The sequence below is a fragment of the Nocardioides sp. genome, from assembly GCF_035503875.1.
Taxonomy (GTDB): Bacteria; Actinomycetota; Actinomycetes; order Propionibacteriales; family Nocardioidaceae; genus Nocardioides.
On record NZ_DATJTA010000040.1, the window covers coordinates 67452 to 81770 of the forward strand.

The following is a 14319-nucleotide window of genomic DNA, read 5'->3' on the forward strand; positions in this document are numbered from 1 at the left end:
AGGCGATGACCCGGGACGACCCCGGACCTAGATCGTAAACATCAGATGTATGGCGTCAAGATCGCATCCGCCGAGTCGGCAGAACTTGCGCGCCGAGTCGGCAGAACTTGCGCGCCGTCCCGGCATCAGAGGTCGTACGCCGCCCGCGCGTTGTGCTCGAAGAACTGGGCCGCCTCGTCCGGGGTCGCGGCCGCGGTCACCAGCGGGACGATCGCGTCCAGCAGGTCGGTGTGGGTGACGCGGATCGAGTCGATCGGCATGTTCGACCCGAAGAGCAGCCGCTGCCAACCCCATGTCGAGGCGGCTCCCTCCAGCCACGGGCGGAGCGTGTCGGCGGTTACGTCGGCCAGGACCATCCCGAGGCCGGAGAACTTGCAGACCCAGTCGGTCTGCTCCGCCGCCGTACGCATCGACTCGCGCCACGCGGAGAGTCCCTCGGCACTGTCGTGGTGCGGCGTACCCAGGTGCTCCAGGACGACGGAGAGCCCGGTCCACCGCTCCAGTACCTCGATCCACCCGGGCAGCGAGCCCGGTGAGGCGACGAGGTCGAAGACCAGGCCGCGCTCGGCGAGCCAGTCCAGGAGCACCGGCGTGGCCGCCGAGTCGGGCTCGAGGCCGCCGTACACGCGAGCGCCGCGGAAGCGGTCGTAGGTCGCCTGCTGCTCGAGGTGCGCGACGAGCTCGGAGGCAGGAAGGAGCGGGTCGACGGTCCCGATCGTCACGGCCGGCACCGATGCCGCGCCGAGCTCCTCCTCGAGCCAGCGAGCCTCGTCGAGGTAGGCGTGCGGGGCGGTCGTCGCCGAGACGTGGACGAGGCCCGCCAGGGTGACACCCGGCTGGTGAGCGACGTAGTCGCCGACGAGGTGGCGGTCCAGCAACCCGGGACTCGCCGCATGCTCGGCGAAGGCGTGCAGCCCGGGGTACCACGGGTGCCGCGCGGGGTCCCACAGGTGCACGTGGGCGTCGACGATCGTCGGCTGGGTCATGACTCTCCTCGGCTTCGGTGGACGTGGTTCAGTGCATGGTCATGCCGCCGCTGACGCTGACCGTCTGGCCGGTGACGTACGCGGCGTCCGGACTGCTGAGCCAGGCGATCGTCGCGGCGACGTCCTCGGGCTCGGCCAGCCGTCGACTCGGGATGGCGGCCACCAGCTTGTCGAGCATGGCGGGCTTGTCGGCCATGTGCCGGTCGACCATCCGTCCGCGGATCGGCCCGGGGCATACGACGTTGACGGTGATGCCGTCGCGCGCGTGCTCGCGGGCCAGCGACTTGGCCAGGCCGAGCAGTCCGGCCTTGCTCGCGGCGTACGCCGCCTCGTGGGCCGCGCCGGCGCGAGCGCTGTCGGAGGCGACGTAGACGATCCGGGGCGAGGCGGCGCCCACCAGTGCCGGCAGCAGCGCCTGGGTGAGCAGCATCGGGCCGCGCAGGTTCACCCGGTGCAGGAGCTCCCACGTGGGAGGCGCACTGTCGACGAACGGACCGACCGAGGCGATGCCGGCGCAGGAGACCAGCGCCGTCGTACCGTCCGCGGCCGCACGCGCGGCCAGGGCGCGCACGGAGGTGTCGTCGCTGAGGTCGACGTACGCCGCCTCAGCACGCTCCCCCAGGTCGTCCGCGAGGGCCTGCGCGGCCGCGACGTCGACGTCGGCGAGCAGGACCCGCCAGCCGTCGGCGTGCATCCGGGCCGCCGTGGCAGCACCCACGTCGCCGGCCGCGCCGGTCACCAGGGCCAGGGGAAGCGAAGGTCCGAGAGAGGTCGTCACGATTACGACCGTAGCGATCGCTACGCGTGAAGACAATCGCTCCCCCGTGCGCTCTGACACGATGAGCGCCGTGATCGCCAGCGCAACCCACGAGCCGCCACGGCGCGCCATCTCGACCCGGCGCCGCCAGATCCTCGTCGCCGCCGGCCCGCTCTTCGCCGAGCGCGGCGTCGCCGCGACGTCGGTCCGCGACATCGCCACCGCCGCCGGCCTGAAGTCCGGCAGCCTCTACCACCAGTTCCCGTCGAAGGAGGCGATCGCCGGCGAGATCGTCGCGGCGTACGTCGAGGAACTCGTCGCGGCGTACGACGAGGTGGGCACCGCCAAGACCGGCGCCGAGCGCGTCGTCGGCCTGGTCCGCGCGTCCCTGCGCGTGATGCACCGCCACCCGCACGCGTCGCAGATCTACGAGCGCGACGCGGCCCTGCTCCGCGAGGCCGGCACGCCGCCGCGCCTGCGCGAGACCACCACCGGCCTGCAGGAAGCCTGGCTCGCCGGCCTGCGCGACGGGATCGCCGACGGCTCGGTGCGTCCAGACCTCGACGTACGGGTCGCCTTCCGGCTGATCCGCGACGGCCTGTGGCTGACCGTCAAGTGGTACGAGCCGACGCAGAGCTACCCCCTGGAGCGGCTCGAGGAGGAGTGCATCGCGCTCTACCTCGCCGGGATCCGGAGCTGACCCTGGAACGAAGTGCGCCCCCGGTCCTGACGGACCGGGCGCTGCTGTGGCAGATGAAGGATTCGAATCTTCGAAGGCTACGCCGACGGGTTTACAGCCCGGTCGAGCACCGGCCCGACCTCCGACCGACTGACCGACAACGAAGCAGTCCTGACACCTGATCGTGCAGCAGTCCCGTGTTAGGCATTCTGAACCGGTCCTGGACTGTCACCATGGTTGCTTGTGAACCGACGCGTCGACCGCCCGGCTGACCGCCTCGTCGTCATGGAGACTCCCCGCCTGGTTCTGACGACCTGGAAGTCGGACGACGTCGATTCTCTCGTGGAGATGCACTCCGATCCCGAGTCGATGAGACACGTCCGCTATGGGCGTCCGGAGACTCGGACGGAGGTCGAGGACCTGGTGCAGGCCTACATGGAGGCCCAGACGCTCCGAGGATGGACCAAATGGCGTCTCGCCGATCATGACGGCGAACTATTGGGCAGGGCCGGCTTCGGTGGCGACGACGATGTCCGAGGAATCGCCTACGCGATCCGCCGCAGTCACTGGGGCAGGGGCTTGGCGACCGAGATTGCCGAGGCGTTGGTGAGGTGGCACCTGGTCAACGCCCCCGGCCTTCGGCTTCGCGGTGTCGTCGCAGTCGGCAACGATGCCAGTGCCAGGGTTCTGGAGAAGACGGGATTCGAGGAGGTGGGCACGGGGGACTTTCAAGGAACTCTCTGCCGGGAGTTCGTGCACCCTCGCTCGGAATCCAGATCGGACGGTATTGCCGAGAACCTGACGGCAGCGATCCGCCCGACTCCCGGTATGTAGAACCACGAGGACGGTCCCGGTGGCGAACAACTGGACGGACGCCACGGAGGTCGGCAGATCCGTGCATCTGGCACGCGGCGGATCAGTCGTGGGGCCGGTCGTCGACCGTCTTGCTGACCACCTGATCGTCGGCGTCGAGGGCGACGTCCCACTCGGTGCCGTCGTCGGTGCGGACCTCGACTTCGTAGGCTGCGCCCCGGTCGTCGCTGGCCTCCGCCTGGAGCACTGTGCCGCCCCCGGTCGCCTCGAGCGCTGCCTGCTCGGCCGCCGTGCGCTCCTCGTTGCTGAGGACACGGTCGTCGATGTCGTCCCCTGCGTGGTCGTCGTCGGCGTCGTCGGCGTCGCGCTCCTGGGCGACAGGCTGCAGGTCGTCGTTCAGATCGACGTCCACCTCCGTGCCGTCGTTGGTTCGTACCTCGACCTCGTAGGCGACACCCGGGTCGTCGCTGGTCTCGACCTCGACCGCGGTACCGCCCCCGACGGCCTCGACGGCGGCGGCGGTGACGCGGTCGCGCTCCTTGCCACTGACGCTGTCGTCGGCCGTCGCCGTCCAGACCGTGGCGCCGGCACCGACGACCGCGACGGTGGCGATGGTGGGGATGATGATCCGCTTGCGGCGGAGCTTGCTGAGCTTCATGGGAAGGCCTTCCTGGGCGGTACGGAACTGGTGGGGCCACCCTGCAACGCGGTCGCTGAACCCCACCTGAACGCGTCTGAAAGGCCGTTCAGGACACGGGGAGACGCACGGCGAACCGGGCACCTCCGAGAGGCGAGGACGAGACCTCGACAGTGCCGTCGTGGGCCTCGACGATCTCCCTGACGATGGCCAGTCCCAAGCCGCTGCCGCCCGCATCCCGAGCCCTGGCCTCGTCCAGTCGGACGAACCGGTCGAACACTCGTTGCCGGTCCTCCTCTGCGATGCCGGGACCGTCGTCCTCCACGACCAGATCCACGGCATGGCCGTCGTCGCGGACGGCCACGGCGACGATCCGGTCCGCGTGACGTACGGCGTTGGCGACGAGGTTCTGGACGACCTGGGTCAGGCTCGCCTGATCCCCGCGGACGCGGCCGGGTCCGATCGACGTGGTGTCGACGCGCAGCCCGGGTCGCCGCGCGCCCCTGGCCACCGTGAGCGCGAGGTCGTCGAGGTCGACGTCGTTGTCGGCCCGCGCGACAGTCCCTTCATCGGCTCGGGCGAGCAGCAGCAGCTGCTCGACGAGCCGTTGCATCCGCGCGGCCTCCTCCACCACGGTTTCGGCGAGCTCGTCGTCAGGCAGTGCCCCGGGATGCGCGAGGGTCACCTCGGCCGCCTGGCGGATGCTCGCCAGCGGCGAGCGCAGCTCGTGCGAGGCATCGCCCACGAACTGCCGTTGCCGGATGTGCGAATCCTGCAGCCGGCCGAGCATCTGGTTCACGGTGCGCGCCAGGCGGTGGATCTCGTCGCGCGCAGGGGGCTCGGGCACCCGACGGTCGAGCCGGTCGCCGGTGATCTGCTCGGCCTCCCGCCGAATGCGTTCCACGGGGGCCAACGCCCGCGTGGTCGCGACCCAGGTCGTGGCGCCAACGAGCAGCACCAGCACCGGCAGGCCGACAGCGAGCGGCACCACCAACGCGGCCGTCGACTCCTCCACGTCCTCGAGGGACACCGCGACCGACACGACGTACTCCTGGCCGTCGCTCATGGCGTCCTCGGTGACCACGAGGTAGGCGTGGTCCGCCCCAGCGACATCGACCCGGTCTGAGTCATCGGTCGGAAGCGGCCGTTCGAGCGGAGGTGAGGCGCGTACGACCGAGCCCGCCACGTCACTCACCTGCCACACGAGCTCGTCGGGCTCGTCGTCTTCGTCGATGTCTTCGTCGTTGTCGTCGGCGTCGTCGGCTGACGGCGTGGCAGGAAGCCCGCTCCTCTCGATCTGGTCGGCCAGCTCCGTGGCTCGCTGCTCGGCCGTGCTCTGCAGGCCGTCGCGTATCGAGCCGCGGACCAGCAGAACGAGGGCGATACCGCCGAGGAGCAGCGCGAGGGCCACGACCAGCGCGGCCGCGGCCGTCGTCCGTACGCGCACCGACGCCCGGCGCCAGCTCCGCTCAGCCACCGCCGCTCGCCAACCGGTAGCCGGCGCCGCGGAGGGTCTGGATCGCCTCGCGGCCGAAGGGTCGGTCGATCTTGTTGCGCAGGTGGCGGACGTAGACCTCGACGATGTTGGGGTCGCCGTCGAAGTCGACGTCCCAGACAGCGTCGAGAATCTGACGCTTGGACACGACGTCGCCCGGATGGCGGGCGAGGAACGCCAGCAGCGAGAACTCCCGGGCAGTCAGCTCGATCTCGACATCGCCCCGCCACACCCGCCTCGCGGCCGGGTCCACGCGCAGGTCACCCATCTCGAGCCGGGTGGGTCGTTCGCGGGCTCCCCGGCGGGCGATCGCGCGAAGGCGAGCCACGAGCACCGGGAAGGAGAACGGCTTGGTCAGGTAGTCGTCGGCGCCGGTGTCGAGACCCTCGACCTGATCCCACTCGCCGTCCTTGGCGGTGAGCATCAGGATCGGCGTCCAATCCTTCTCCTCGCGCAGCGTCGAACAGACCCGGTAGCCGTTGATCCCCGGCAGCATCAGGTCAAGGACGATGGCGTCGTAACTGTTCTCCCGGGCAAGCCACAGCCCGTCCGTGCCGTCGTGCGCGACGTCGACCGCGAAGCCCTCCGCCTCAAGCCCCACTCGCAGCGAGCGCGCGAGCCGGACCTCGTCGTCGACCACGAGCACCCTCATGGTCGCCAGTTTCACCCATCGACCCTGAAGCCTGGCTGAACGGCGACAGGTGCACCCTGACGACACCTCGGCCGCGCGCCCCTGCGCGCTTCGCGGCTCACGATCTGGTGCACCGCAGCGAGACGTCGACGGTCGCGGATGTCGTCGGTCGTTTCCGAACGCCGACGCGGCGGTTGAACGCAGCGTCGACACATCGCACAGCGAGATCGACGCACTCGTCGACGCGCAGTCAGTCAACCCATGCCGTCATGCGGATCGAGACGAGCAGCCCCGGGACGTCGGCTCCCAGCTTGACCGCGTACCTGGCCGGTGGATCAGACGGGAACCAGCGGGTGTACTCCTCGTTCATGCCCGTGAAGTCGTTCGGGTCGGCCAGCAGCACGCCTACCTCGACGACGTCATCCAGCGTGCCACCGGCCTCTTGCAAGATCGCCTCGCAGTTCGTCAACGACTGGCGGGTCTGAGCCTCGATGCTGCCACCGGCCATGCGACCTGTACCCGGGTCGAGACCGGTGGTTCCCGAGATGAACACCTGGGAACCGGCTCTGACTGCCTGGCTGAAGAGCGGCGAACTCGGTGCGTTTGGTGTCGTGATGATCTGGCGCGGCATCTCGAACCTCCTGGCCGATCGTCCCATCGTTCAAAGCTGCGCGGAAGCGCCCACCAACGGTGGCGTCCATGCGCGCCCTGAAGGTGGCGGACAGACTCGGCTCGAATTGCGCCCGTCGCGGCAGATCCGGGCGAGCGCAATCGCGGACAGAGGCCCTCTCAGCGAACTTCGGCACAACTTCGTCACGGACAGTCGGCCACGCCCGGCCCTCTTGGACGCAACCGGGCTCCGTGCGGTTGCTCGACAACGACGCAGCACTGACACCTGAACGTGCAGCAGCCCCCGTTGGCCGAGTCCAGCTGAGACTTGTTTCGCGCGTGACAAGAACAGAGGTCCCTGCCTCCTTGCGGGGCGACAGAGCACGTCCCGGGATCTAACGTCCCCCGATGACGGTCGCTGAGGTCCACTTCTACAGCCGGGGGTATGCATGACGGCGGAGGAACCGCCGATCGCCGACGAGCAGCCTCCGACCTCTCGCGACCCACTGGAGGTGATGGTCCAGCAGGTCGTCGACGATGTGCTGGAGGGGGTGCCGCAGGAAGCGGCCCCCAGCACGCAACGCCGGGAGTTCTTGGTGAGGACCACCCGCGCCGCGGTGGAGGACTTCCTCAGTGACAACGCGGATCTGAACCTGAGCGCCCGAGTCGACAAGCTCTTTCGCCGCCTCGGGCAGAGCGAAGCGCAGCGCGGCCGGGCGTGGGCGAGTGTCGAGGCGAGCCTGCGGGTGGCGAGTCGGGCCGCGTGGCAGCAGGTGGTGCACTTCGCCACGAGTCACGACCTGTCCAGGTCACAGCTGCAGGACCTCACCGGCTCGGTGTTCGACTACCTCGACAACGTGCACGAGCAGCTCGCCGACGGCTTCGAACGCGGGCAGCCGGCCGGAGCTCGCACCCGCGAAGGGGCACGGAACCGTCTGTTCAAGCTGTTCCTCTCAGACCGGCCACCTGGCCCTGGACCAAGTGCGCCTACCGGGATCGACGACGAGATCCTGCGCGAGCTTGCCGAGATCGCGCAATGGCCGCTGGCCGAGGAGGTGGTCGTCCTGGCGGTCAGCTATCACGGCGAGCCGCCCGTCCTGACGGAGTCGCCGGAGGTCCTGGTCCGCGTCCGCCCCCGGCGCGTCCTGATGATCTGCCCCACACCAGATCAGGAGCGCCTGATCGAGAGTATCGGCCGCTCCCGACCCGACCTGCGCACCACCGTGAGCTGGCCGGTTCCGCCAAGCGAGGCAGGCTCAGCCCTACGGTGGTGCCAGCGCGCCCTGGATCTCGTCCAGCTCGGAGTGATCGCTCCCGAACCAGTGATCGACTGCGCAGCCCAGGCCGCCCAGCTGTGGCTGCACGCGGAGCCCTCGATGCGCCGGCACCTGTGCCAGGAGCTCCTACGGCCCCTCATGGCCGAGGCGCCGCACTCGCGCACGATCCTGTCCGAGACGCTTCTCGCCTGGGTCGAGACCCGCGATAGCGCCCCGGTGATCGCCGCCCGCCTCGCCGTCCACCCGCAGACCGTCCGCTACCGGTGGAAGCGGATCAACGAGCTGTTCGGAGAAGCCCTGCGCGACCCCGAGTTCGTAATTCGGCTCACGCTCGTCCTCAAGTCGAGCGTCCCGTTGTGGAAAGCCGGCGACCAGTCCGACTTCGACCGTTTCAAGGACCGGGAGAGCCGGCGTCCCAAGTCCGGTCAGGACACACCGACCACAGGCGCCGACTCGACGGATCAGTCCGACTCGCGCGAGACGTGAGTCGACCATTCCACTGCAGGTCCACCGCAGAAGGTACGAGTTCCATGACCTGCGCTCCATCGGTATCGCAGCCTGCCTCTTGGCTTCAGGCGCAACGCGCTGGTCGACAAGGTCGACGCGTGGACCGGCTGGCCAGCCCGTGGCTTCGGGCCACTGAGGTGCGCGGCGGCGGGCGAGTGGTTGTCAGTCGGCTGGCCGGAGGGCCTCTAGGGGTTGGACCATCGCAGCACGGATGGCCGGATACAGGCCGGCGAGTACCCCGACCAGCACTCCGGCGGGCGCCGAGGCAAGAGTGAGCACCGGATCGAGGGTGGGTGTCCACTCGCGCTGCACACTGACCGCGACCACCAACAGCTGGCCGAGCGCTCCCCCGGCTGCCCCTCCCAGACCGCCCAGCAGCGCTGCCTCGACGAGGAACTGGCCGACGATGTGTGTACGTCTGGCCCCCAACGCGCGACGCAGTCCGATCTCTCGGCGGCGCTCCCTGACGGACATGAGGGTCACATTCGCGATCCCCAGCGAGGCGACCAGTACCGAGACGGCCGCCAGCAGCAGGAACAGGAGTCGCAGATCGGCGGATACGGCGTCATCGACGACTCTCGGCCGCTCCGGGTACGCGGCGATCACCTCCCCCGGGTGGAACGGATCGACTGCGGTCGGGAGCTGGCGCGCGACTACCTCTCCCGCTCCCACACGGGTAGTGACCAGCATCCGCTCGAGGTAGTTGTTGGTCGTCAGCCAGCTCCGGACGAACGATTGCGAGACCAGGATGTCGCCAGCGGAGACCTGGTCTCGCCTGGGCGGACCCAAGATCCCGATGACGAGGAACTGTCGATCCCCGAGTTCGATCAGCGTCTGATCCTCGACGTCGGTGATGCCGAGTCGCGCAGCTGCCCGTTCACCCACGACAGCGACCGGCTGGTTGGCGAGAGCGTCGTCGATGAGCCGTCCCTGGACCAGCGGAGCATCCACGACCTCGAAATAGCCAGGGCTGACTCCGCTGACTCGGGGCGGGTCGACGCCGTCCTCCGGTCCCCCTGGATGGACCGACGCTTCGTCATCGAGGGCGAGATTCGCCACGATGCCGGCGGCCTGTACGCCGTCGACCTTCGCCGCCCTTTTCTCCGCATCGTCGGGGAAGCGGGCGGGACCACTCACGGGCTCGAGCTCGGCAGTCACCAGCGTCGATGACTGGGCGGAGAAGGTCTCGCTGATCTGAGCGTTGGCTGTCGCGGTCAGCCCTAGCACCACGACCACGGCGCTAACTCCCACGAGCGTGCCCATCGCCATGAACAGCGACCGGGTGGGTTGGCTGCGGATGCCCTCGAGCGCCTCAATGACCAGACGAGAGGAGCTGAGCCGGCGGGGCGCTGACTGCCTCATGTCAGCACTCCGTCGATGATCCGGAATCGCCGATTTCCGATCGCAGCTACCTCGGCATCGTGAGTGATCAGCAGTACGGTCGAGCCCTGGCTGTTGAGCTCTTCGACGAGGCGAATGGTCGCCGCACCGGTGCCAGAGTCGAGGTTGCCAGTCGGTTCGTCACACAGCAGCACCGACGGCTCTCCCACCAACGCGCGCGCGATGGCTACGCGCTGCCGCTCCCCGCCGGACAAGTTCTTCGTCGGCTGGTGGAGCTTGTCGTCGAGGCCGACTCGCGCGAGCGCCTGGGCGGCCAGCTCAGCGGTCTCGCGCCGGCGCGTCCCGCGATAGGTCAGCCCGAGGGCGACGTTGTCCATCGCCGATCGGGAGTCGAGAAGGTGGAAGGACTGGAAGACGAAGCCGATCGACGTGGCGCGATACCAGCAACGCTCTCGCTCGGACAGTCGGGCGGTGTCTTGTCCGTCGAGTAGATAGCTACCGGCGGTCGGCCGGTCGAGCAGCCCGAGCAGCTGCAGCAAGGTCGACTTGCCGGAGCCTGAGGGACCGACGATCGTGACAAGGTCGCCGGCGTGTACGTCGAAGCTCGCCTCGCGCAAGGCTTGGACCGGTACGGCGGCCGGATAGCTACGAGCGAGACCGCGCACCTGGAGGATGGGCGCCGGCTCGCCGGCTTCCTCAGTCGTCGGAGCGGTCGACACCGACGACCACCTCGTCCCCGACCTTGACGTCGTCAACCACGTCCGGCTCGATGATCGCGACGCCGTTGCCCGTCGCGACGACCCGCACTGCCACGCGCAGTGTCGCGCCCTCTCTGACGACGCGTACGAACTCGCCGAGGTCCGCGGCGGTGTAGAGGGCTGACAGCGGCACCCTTAATCCCGCGGGGGCCCCTCGCTCCCGGAGGACGACCTCCACCTGGGTGCCGTGCAGTCGGACGCCGGGCGATCGGATGGTGACGGGCAGCAGCTCACCGCGTTCCTCCAGGACACGCGGTGCGCCGACGTCGCTCACGACTCCGTCGGCCTTCTCGTTCTCGATCCGTAGCTGGATCCGGGCCACACCCTTCCTCAGCCTGCCTTGCCAGCTGGTCGGGACGTCGACCTGGACCACGAGCTCGCCGACCCCGAGCTCAGCGACCGAATCTCCGACCAACGCACCTACCGGTGCTGGGTAGCTGAGCAGGGTGGCCGGCAGTTGCGGGACGAAGACGATTTCATGTGCCGCTGCGACTGCACGTCGCTCCACGACGCGCCCCCGCTGGTCCTCCTGCTGGTTGCCCGGCTCTTCATCAAGCATCCCCTCTGGAGCGACGACACGCTCGGGCGGGGGGTGGCCGCTTGCCTCGTAGAGCCGCTCCAAAGCGGCCGACGTCGCGGGCCCGAACTCGCCGTCCGACGTAGCGCTGTAGTAGCCAGCGCTCCGCAACCCGTCCTGGAACCGGGCCACGTCCGGCCCGCGGTCGCCAGGGGCGAGGTCGCGAAGCATCGGGACCGGACCCTCGAGTACGAATACAGGCCGATCGGCGATCGTCGCCAGGATCGAACCCGGCTCGACCCGATCGCCGGGATCCAATGGGGTCTCGGTCACGTAGGCATTCACGTTGGCGTCCGAGCGTGGCACCTTCACCGACCGGGTCGATTGCCAACGGACCGTGCCTACGTACGACTCCGCCGTGCTGATCCGCCCCCGGTCGACCGTCGCAGTCAGCAGAGAGTCTGCGGGCGGAGCCAAGTTCGCCAGGGCATCCTGGGGTGAGCGCACCTGGGAACCGGCGGCGTACCCGGCGATGGACGCGGCCACTACGCCGACCACGATCCAACCCAGCCACCGGGTACGCCGAGGGCGGTCCTTGAACCTCACTTCCCGAGCTCGCGCTCGACGGCGGCGAGCCGGTCCTTCTCGGCCTCCAACGCGGCCTCCATCAGGCTCGGGTCGTGCTCGAGCGTCTGCCGCTGGTAGTCGGCCACCGCTGCGTAGTAATAGTTGGCCCAGCCACTCTCGGTCGTGCACTCCACGTCGTCGACTGCCACCTTGATCTGACGCTGCGTCACGGCTTGCAAACTGAACTCGGCACTCGCACCCCACACGTCGGAGTAGTCGTAGCCGCGATCACGCATGCACGCGACCCACGCACGGATAGCCGCTTCGACCCTCGGATGCTGCCGGGCCAACTTGTTCAGGTCCGCCTGGAGATCCCTGGTGTCGACCAAAGTCCCGAGTGGGTCTTGAACCTTGGCCAAGCAGGCATCGTCTGATGTCACGTCGCCCTCGGCGGACTCGCCGTAGAACGCCGCCTCCGCCGCCGGGTCTGGATCTCTGCCTCCGGTGTCGAGGAACCGGTTGATGGGGCTGCTCAGATAGGAGCCTGGGCCCTTGACGAACGGGCCGCCCGGTTCTGGCTTGTAGCCGAAGCGGCGCGCGTGCTCCAACGGCAAGGTGCCGAAGGGCCCACCCCACATCGTGACGTCGGAGAACGAGAGCTTCGGGATCGGCTTCTCGGGTCGCGTGTAGTCCCCGCCGATCCGCACCGTGAAGCCACGCTCCGCCATGCACTGCACCAGAAGGCGGGTCTCGCCGTCTTGCATGCGGATGCGATCGGCGGTCGACAGTTCGTAGTCGTCGAACGGCAGCCGAATAGCGGTGTCGATGACCGGGACCTCGTCGAGCGTCGGGGTTCGATAGCTGAAGCCGCCTCCTCCGTCATCCTCCGAGCCGCAGCTCGCGCCCAGGAGACCGAGGCCGACCAGGGCTACCACCAGCCCCGCAAGGGATCCCCGCCTCCCCGCCATACTCACGCTTCGATGATGACCGGGTTACCGGAGTCGACGAAGGACCAGTCGTTGAGCGACCGCACCATCATCAGACCGCCGAGGTATTCGGGGAAGTTGTAGGGGCAAGGCAGCACGGTGCCGTTGCCGCCCTGGTTGTAGCAGCTGCGGCTCGCCCCGTTCTCCATTTGGAGCAGGACCTCCGGCCCCCAGCCGTCCTTGCAGTGGTCCGCCGAGCGTACGTCGTCCGTGGCGTGGTCGAACGCGCCTCGGCCGCGAAGGTTGTTCTGGTCGCAGACCACGTGGTTCACCAGGCGGTGGACAGCAACGTTGCTGATACCTGCCTGCGCGGGCGCGGCGCCGAGCACCGTCACGGCGGTGGCTGCGGTGGCCGCAACGACGAGGGTCGAGAAGATCTTTGACATGGTCTTTCCTCTTCTTTCGGGGGGAAGCCCGCGATTCGATTCGCAAGATCGATCGCAATTCTGAAGCCCGATCGCCTCGCGTCAAGCGAAACCTGACGCACGACGCCCGATCTTGTCACCTCCGCGACAAGTTCGGGGTGGATCGCGCCGAGACCGATCAGGAACCTCCGGCTGCGTTGCGGTGCCTGCGCGCAGGGTGGGCGGCAGCCACGTCCAGCGCGGTCGGCGCTTCGCCCGCCGCAACTCTCCGGTAAACGAATCGGGCCGGTGGCGGACGCCGACGCATAGGCATTCCGAATCGAGTGACGTGGCACAGGTCTGACCGAGAGCCGGCTCTCCGACCTCCAGTCGGCTGCACGCCGACGGTCTCGTCGACCGTCGACATTCGATGCCCCCACCGAGAGTCCCCGCAGGTCAGGCTCGGACGACCGCGGCGCGACACGTCGAGCGTCCCGGAACTTGGCACGTACTTGTCACGCGCCGAGCAGCCGAACCGATGCTGTCGGCGTTTCCGCAGGTCAGCGGCCTGCGACCCGGTGCCGACCGCGCTGTCCGAAAACCGCCAGTTCGCATACCCCGCCTGGGTAAGGACGAAGGGCCTCCGGCCTGCGTTTCCGCAGGTCAGAGGCCCTTCGGTTCCCTGGTGGCAGATGAAGGATTCGAACCTTCGAAGGCTACGCCGACGGATTTACAGTCCGCTCCCATTGGCCGCTCGGGCAATCTGCCAGGGGTGTCGCCGCCCCGGCTTGGCCGGTGGACAACGAGACGAAAGAATAGCGCAGCACCGTCAGCAGTACGAAACCGTCACCCGAGGAGCAGGTATGGCCGACTCGTCCTTCGACATCGTCAGCAAGATCGACCGCCAGGAGGTCGACAACGCACTGGGGCAGACCGCCCGCGAGATCGCGACCCGCTTCGACTTCAAGGGCACCGGCGCCACCATCGAGTGGCAGGGCGAGCAGGCGATCGAGATCACCGCGTCCGCCGACGACCGGGCGACCGCCGTACTCGACGTCTTCAAGGACAAGCTGATCAAGCGCCAGCAGAGCCTGAAGATCCTCGACGCGTCCGAGCCGCGGGCCTCGGGCCAGCAGTCGAAGATCGGGATCGCCCTGAAGGAGGGCATCTCCTCGGAGGACGCCAAGAAGATCAGCAAGCTGATCCGCGACGAGGGCCCCAAGGGCGTGAAGGCGCAGATCCAGGGCGACGAGCTGCGCGTCTCCTCCAAGAAGCGCGACGACCTCCAGGCCGTCCAGGCCCTGGTCAAGCAGCAGGACTACGACTTCGCGGTGCAGTTCACGAACTACCGCTGACCCCCCGCCGAGTCGGCAGTACTTGCGCGTCGAGTCGGCAGTAACTACTGCCGACTCGAC

General features: G+C 68.7%; 15 protein-coding genes and 1 tRNA gene. 4 read left to right on the forward strand and 12 right to left on the reverse strand.

What is annotated here, in order from left to right:
- Positions 1–125: 125 nt before the first annotated feature.
- Both VMF51_RS09635 and VMF51_RS09640 read right to left on the reverse strand, forming a co-directional pair.
- Entirely contained in the window at positions 126–986 is an 861-nt protein-coding gene (locus VMF51_RS09635; RefSeq protein WP_325474208.1) for an amidohydrolase family protein, read from the reverse strand.
- A 28-nt stretch (positions 987–1014) separates the two neighbouring features.
- Positions 1015–1764, reverse strand: coding sequence for an SDR family NAD(P)-dependent oxidoreductase (locus tag VMF51_RS09640; protein WP_325474209.1), 750 nt, complete (start codon positions 1762–1764; stop codon positions 1015–1017).
- A 70-nt stretch (positions 1765–1834) separates the two neighbouring features.
- On the opposite strand from VMF51_RS09640, the gene VMF51_RS09645 reads away from it, so the two are divergent.
- Positions 1835–2443 carry a TetR/AcrR family transcriptional regulator gene (locus VMF51_RS09645; protein ID WP_325474210.1) on the forward strand — a complete coding sequence of 203 codons (609 nt, stop codon included), beginning with the start codon at positions 1835–1837 and terminating at the stop codon, positions 2441–2443.
- A 222-nt stretch (positions 2444–2665) separates the two neighbouring features.
- Entirely contained in the window at positions 2666–3256 is a 591-nt protein-coding gene (locus VMF51_RS09650) for a GNAT family N-acetyltransferase (RefSeq protein ID WP_325474211.1), read from the forward strand.
- A gap of 82 nt (positions 3257–3338) precedes the next feature.
- Here the strand turns inward: VMF51_RS09650 and VMF51_RS09655 are convergent, their stop codons facing one another.
- From VMF51_RS09655 to VMF51_RS09670, 4 genes are read right to left on the reverse strand one after another with little or no spacing between them, the layout of a single operon-like run.
- Complete coding sequence (locus VMF51_RS09655) at positions 3339–4016, reverse strand: PepSY domain-containing protein (RefSeq protein ID WP_325474212.1); 678 nt, start codon at positions 4014–4016, stop codon at positions 3339–3341.
- Positions 3982–5349 (reverse strand): HAMP domain-containing sensor histidine kinase, encoded by a 1368-nt coding sequence (locus tag VMF51_RS09660; RefSeq protein WP_325474213.1) that lies wholly within the window; start codon positions 5347–5349, stop codon positions 3982–3984. The genes VMF51_RS09655 and VMF51_RS09660 overlap by 35 nt, the downstream gene beginning before the upstream one ends.
- Positions 5342–6211, reverse strand: a complete 870-nt coding sequence (locus VMF51_RS09665) for a response regulator transcription factor (protein ID WP_325474214.1) — start codon at positions 6209–6211, stop codon at positions 5342–5344. Before VMF51_RS09665 ends, VMF51_RS09660 begins: the two co-directional genes overlap by 8 nt.
- Positions 6212–6248: 37 nt before the next feature.
- A complete protein-coding gene (locus VMF51_RS09670) occupies positions 6249–6629 on the reverse strand; it encodes a RidA family protein (protein ID WP_325474215.1) in 381 nt (126 codons plus the stop codon).
- Between the two features lie 427 nt (positions 6630–7056).
- On the opposite strand from VMF51_RS09670, the gene VMF51_RS09675 reads away from it, so the two are divergent.
- Entirely contained in the window at positions 7057–8370 is a 1314-nt protein-coding gene (locus VMF51_RS09675) for a helix-turn-helix domain-containing protein (protein WP_325474216.1), read from the forward strand.
- 183 nt (positions 8371–8553) lie between these two features.
- Here VMF51_RS09675 and VMF51_RS09680 read toward each other — a convergent pair whose 3' ends face one another.
- From VMF51_RS09680 to VMF51_RS09705, 6 genes are all read right to left on the reverse strand, one after another.
- Complete coding sequence (locus VMF51_RS09680; RefSeq protein ID WP_325474217.1) at positions 8554–9753, reverse strand: ABC transporter permease; 1200 nt, start codon at positions 9751–9753, stop codon at positions 8554–8556.
- Positions 9750–10451 (reverse strand): ABC transporter ATP-binding protein, encoded by a 702-nt coding sequence (locus VMF51_RS09685; RefSeq protein ID WP_325474218.1) that lies wholly within the window; start codon positions 10449–10451, stop codon positions 9750–9752. Before VMF51_RS09685 ends, VMF51_RS09680 begins: the two co-directional genes overlap by 4 nt.
- Positions 10429–11565, reverse strand: coding sequence for a peptidoglycan-binding domain-containing protein (locus VMF51_RS09690; protein WP_325474219.1), 1137 nt, complete (start codon positions 11563–11565; stop codon positions 10429–10431). Before VMF51_RS09690 ends, VMF51_RS09685 begins: the two co-directional genes overlap by 23 nt.
- Before the next feature lie 44 nt (positions 11566–11609).
- Entirely contained in the window at positions 11610–12548 is a 939-nt protein-coding gene (locus VMF51_RS09695; RefSeq protein WP_325474220.1) for a hypothetical protein, read from the reverse strand.
- The gene (locus tag VMF51_RS09700; protein ID WP_325474221.1) at positions 12545–12946 is read right to left on the reverse strand and encodes a hypothetical protein; all 402 of its coding nucleotides are present in this window, start codon (positions 12944–12946) and stop codon (positions 12545–12547) included. The genes VMF51_RS09695 and VMF51_RS09700 overlap by 4 nt, the downstream gene beginning before the upstream one ends.
- 641 nt (positions 12947–13587) lie before the next feature.
- Positions 13588–13672 (reverse strand) — tRNA-Tyr (locus VMF51_RS09705).
- Positions 13673–13767: 95 nt separating this feature from the next.
- On the opposite strand from VMF51_RS09705, the gene VMF51_RS09710 reads away from it, so the two are divergent.
- Positions 13768–14259 (forward strand): YajQ family cyclic di-GMP-binding protein, encoded by a 492-nt coding sequence (locus VMF51_RS09710; RefSeq protein ID WP_325474222.1) that lies wholly within the window; start codon positions 13768–13770, stop codon positions 14257–14259.
- Positions 14260–14319: the final 60 nt, after the last annotated feature.